Origin of the sequence: Actinoplanes sp. NPDC048791, from assembly GCF_040650095.1 — a bacterium.
Classification (GTDB): domain Bacteria; phylum Actinomycetota; class Actinomycetes; order Mycobacteriales; family Micromonosporaceae; genus Actinoplanes.
Window position 1 is genome coordinate 1 of record NZ_JBEZGQ010000827.1, and the last position, 3,755, is coordinate 3,755.

At 71.1% G+C, this 3,755-nt stretch carries 4 protein-coding genes; 1 reads left to right on the plus strand and 3 read right to left on the minus strand.

The window, feature by feature from the left end; genetic code table 11:
• Both AB0C29_RS37840 and lpdA read right to left on the minus strand, forming a co-directional pair.
• A partial coding sequence (locus AB0C29_RS37840) for a biotin/lipoyl-containing protein (RefSeq protein ID WP_360830981.1) occupies nucleotides 1-776 on the minus strand: 776 nt, incomplete at its 3' end.
• Between the two features lie 43 nt (nucleotides 777-819).
• Complete coding sequence (gene lpdA / locus AB0C29_RS37845; RefSeq protein ID WP_360830984.1) at nucleotides 820-2,205, minus strand: dihydrolipoyl dehydrogenase; 1,386 nt, start codon at nucleotides 2,203-2,205, stop codon at nucleotides 820-822.
• 202 nt (nucleotides 2,206-2,407) lie between these two features.
• On the opposite strand from lpdA, the gene AB0C29_RS37850 reads away from it, so the two are divergent.
• Nucleotides 2,408-2,692: a hypothetical protein gene (locus AB0C29_RS37850; protein WP_360549034.1), complete on the plus strand. Its 285-nt coding sequence runs from the start codon at nucleotides 2,408-2,410 to the stop codon at nucleotides 2,690-2,692.
• A gap of 21 nt (nucleotides 2,693-2,713) precedes the next feature.
• Here AB0C29_RS37850 and AB0C29_RS37855 read toward each other — a convergent pair.
• Nucleotides 2,714-3,755 (minus strand): leucyl aminopeptidase (locus AB0C29_RS37855; RefSeq protein WP_360830987.1); only part of this gene is annotated, 1,042 nt, incomplete at its 5' end.

The window sequence follows — 3,755 nt, forward strand, 5'->3', positions numbered from 1 at the left end:
GGGGCCTCGGCCTTGGGAGCCTCCGCCGTGGGGGCCTCGGCCTTCGGAGCCTCGGCCTTGGGCGCTTCGGCCTGCTGCGGTGCCGGCGCGGACGGTGCCGGGGCCGCGGCGGGGGCGTCGCCCGGGGTGCCGATGATGGCCAGCTCGGCGCCGACGTCGGCGGTCTCGTCCTCGGGGACCTTGATCTCCAGGACCGTGCCGGCGACGGGCGACGGGATCTCCGTGTCGACCTTGTCGGTGGAGACCTCGAGCAGCGGCTCGTCGACCTCGATGGTGTCGCCGACCTGCTTGAGCCAGCGGGTGACCGTGCCCTCGGTGACGCTCTCGCCGAGGGCGGGCATCTTGACGGCCGTGCCCTCGGAGCCACCGGCGGGGGCGGCGGTCTGCGGCGCGGGGGCCTCCTCCTCGACCGGCTTCTCGGTCGAGGGGGTGTCGAGCGCGGCGGGCTCGGGCTCCGGCTCCGGCTCGGCCTCCGCCTCGGGCGCGGCCTGCTGGGCGTCCTCGGCCGGGGCCGGGGCGGACGAGCCCGCGTCCTCACCGTCGCCCGCGATGATCGCGAGCTCGCTGCCGACGTCGGCCGTCTCGTCCTCGCCGACGACGATGCGCGAGAGCACCCCGGCGGCCGGCGACGGGATCTCCGTGTCGACCTTGTCGGTGGAGACCTCGAGCAGCGGCTCGTCGGCCTCGACCCGCTCGCCCTCCTGCTTGAGCCAGCGCGTGACGGTGCCCTCGGTGACGCTCTCACCGAGCCGCGGCATGGTGACCGATACCGGCATCTCTCAGAACTCCTTAACCGCTCTTCTTGGCGTGATCGACGTATCAGCTGTGCGCGTGCAGAGGCTTGCCCGCCAGGGCGAGGAACGCCTCGCCGAGCGCCTCGTTCTGCGTCGGGTGGGCGTGCACCAGCTGAGCGACCTCCTCCGGGAAAGCTTCCCAGTTGTAGATCAGCTGCGCCTCCCCGACGAGCTCGCCCATCCGCGCGCCGACCATGTGCACGCCGACGACCGGGCCGTCGTTGACCCGGACCAGCTTCACGAAGCCCGCGGTCTTGAGGATCTGGCTCTTGCCGTTGCCACCGAGGTTGTAGTTGTAAGACGTGATCTTGTCGGCGCCGTACTGCTCCTTGGCGCGGGCCTCGGTCAGGCCGACGGAGGCGATCTCGGGGTCGGAGTAGGTGACCCGCGGGATGCCGTTCTCGTCGATGACCGCCGGGTTCTTGCCGGCGATCTCCTCCGCGACGAAGATGCCCTGCTGGAAGCCACGGTGCGCGAGCTGGAGGCCGGGCACGATGTCACCGACCGCGTAGATGTTGCCGACGCCGGTGTGCAGCCGCTCGTTGGTGATGACGAAACCCCGGTCGAGCGTGATGCCCTGCTGCTCGTACCCCAGGTCCTTGGTCGTCGGGCCGCGGCCGACCGCGACCAGCAGGATTTCGGCCTCGACGGTCTCGCCGCCGGCCAGGGTCGCCTTCACGCCGTTCTCGGTGTGCTCGACCTTCTCGAACGGCTTGCCGACCTTGAAGTTGATCTTCCGCTTGCGGAACGCCCGCTCGAGCGTCTTGGAGATCTCCTCGTCCTCGGCGGCGACCAGCCGGGGCAGCGCCTCCAGGATGGTCACGTCGGCGCCGAAGGACTTCCAGACGCTGGCGAACTCGACGCCGATGACGCCGCCGCCCAGCACGATCGCGGAACTGGGCACGCGGTCCAGGCGCAGGGCGTGCTCGCTGGTCAGCACCCGCTGGCCGTCGACCTCGAGGCCGGGCAGCGAACGCGAGTAGGAGCCGGTGGCGAGGATGACGTTGCGGCCGGTGTACTTCTTGCCGTCCACCTCGACGGTGTCCTGCGACACGAGCTTGCCGGCGCCCTGGACCACGGTGATGTTCGGCTGCTTGAGCAGGCCCTGCAGGCCCTTGTAGAGCCGGCCGACCACGCCGTCCTTGTACGCGTTCACGCCGGCCATGTCGATGCCGACCAGGTCGGCCTTGATGCCGAACTGCTCGCTCTCACGGGTCTGGTCGGCCAGCTCGGCCGCGTGCAGCAGCGCCTTGGTCGGGATGCAGCCGCGGTGCAGGCAGGTGCCGCCCAGCTCGGCCTTGTCGATCAGTGCCACCGACAGGTTCAGCTCGGCCGCGCGCAGGGCGGCGGCGTAACCGCCGCTGCCGGCACCGAGGATCACGATGTCGAAGGTTCCGCCAGGCTGGCTCACGTCTACTCCCAGATCGCGTTCGTCTCCCCATGGGTCACATGGTGGAAACGGTCACAGCTGTCCTGGCCATCTTGTCACTTCCCGCAACGATCGATGTAGTCAGGTGCCCAAGGACACCGGGTGAGGACGTACCCTGACCGCAGTCGAACGTGAGGAGCGTGGCGTGGCGTGGTTCCGGCGGCGGAAAGAGCCGTCCCGCGGGGTGGGCCGGACAGCCGATCGTGCCGATTTTGAGCACCTCGCGGAGTTCGTCCGGTCCCGGCGGGGTGTGGAGGGTTTCATCGAGCCGCGGACGACGGTGACCGAGACCACGCTGCTGCTGGTCGCGCACGACGGTGAGTGGACCCGGCGGCGCGTCGACTCCCCGGAGGGCGCCCGGCGCTTCGCCCACCAGCTGGCGATGCCGATCTACGACATCCGGCTGATGGGCTACCCGCAACGGATGCGCGACTACAACGAGCGCCAGAAGCGCCGCCCGGCCTCCTGAAGCCGGACGGCGCCCCTTAGCTCAGCCGTTGGCGGCCACGTCGTCGACGAGCGCCAGCAGCGTGCGCACCGGCACGCCGGTGCCGCCCTTGGTCCAGTAACCGTTCGGCTCGCCCGTGTGGTACGACGGCCCGGCGATGTCGATATGCGCCCACTCGACGCCGTCGGCGACGAACTCGCGCAGGAAGACGCCGCCCTGCAGCATGTGCCCGGCCCGGTCCATGCTCGCGTTGACCTGGCTGATGTCGGCGATCTCCGACTCCATGCCCTTGCGCACGTCGTCCGGCAGCGGCATCGGCCAGGCCGGCTCGCCGACGGCGTCCCCGGCCGCCTTGACCCGCTCGCAGGTTTCCGGCGAGCCCATCACGCCGGCGATCCGCTTGCCCAGCGCGACCACCTGACCGCCGGTCAGCGTCGAGGTCTCGAAGACGTAGTCGGTGCCGTCGGCGCAGGCCCGGGCGATCGCGTCGGCGAGCACCATCCGGCCCTCGGCGTCGGTGTTGAGCACCTCGACCCGCTTGCCGCTGAACATGGTGATGACGTCGCCCGGCCGGTACGCCGTACCGGAAGGCATGTTCTCGGCCATGGCCAGGTAGCCGGTGACCGCGACGGCCGGCTTGAGCGCGGCGACGGCCAGCAGGGCCGCGCCGACCGCGGCGGCGCCGGCCATGTCCGACTTCATCTCCCACATGCCGGCGGTCGGCTTGATGCTGATGCCGCCGGTGTCGAAGGTGATGCCCTTGCCGACCAGCGCGACCCGCTTCGGGTCGGTCACGCCCGCGGGCGTGTAGCTGTGCTTGACCAGGCGCGGCGGCGCCTCGGAGCCCTGGCCGACGGCGACGATGCCGCCGTAGCCACCGGCCTTGAGGGCGTCGAAGTCGAGCACCTCCACCTCGAGGCCGGTGCCCTCGGCCGCGGCGACCACGGCGTCGGCGAACTGCGGCGGACGCAGCTCGTTGGGCGCGGTGTTGACCCAGTCGCGGGTCAGCCGGACGACCTTCGAGACCACCTCGGCCCTCCTCACCTCGGCCGCGGCCGCCGCGTCGGCGGCGTCCGGCACTGGG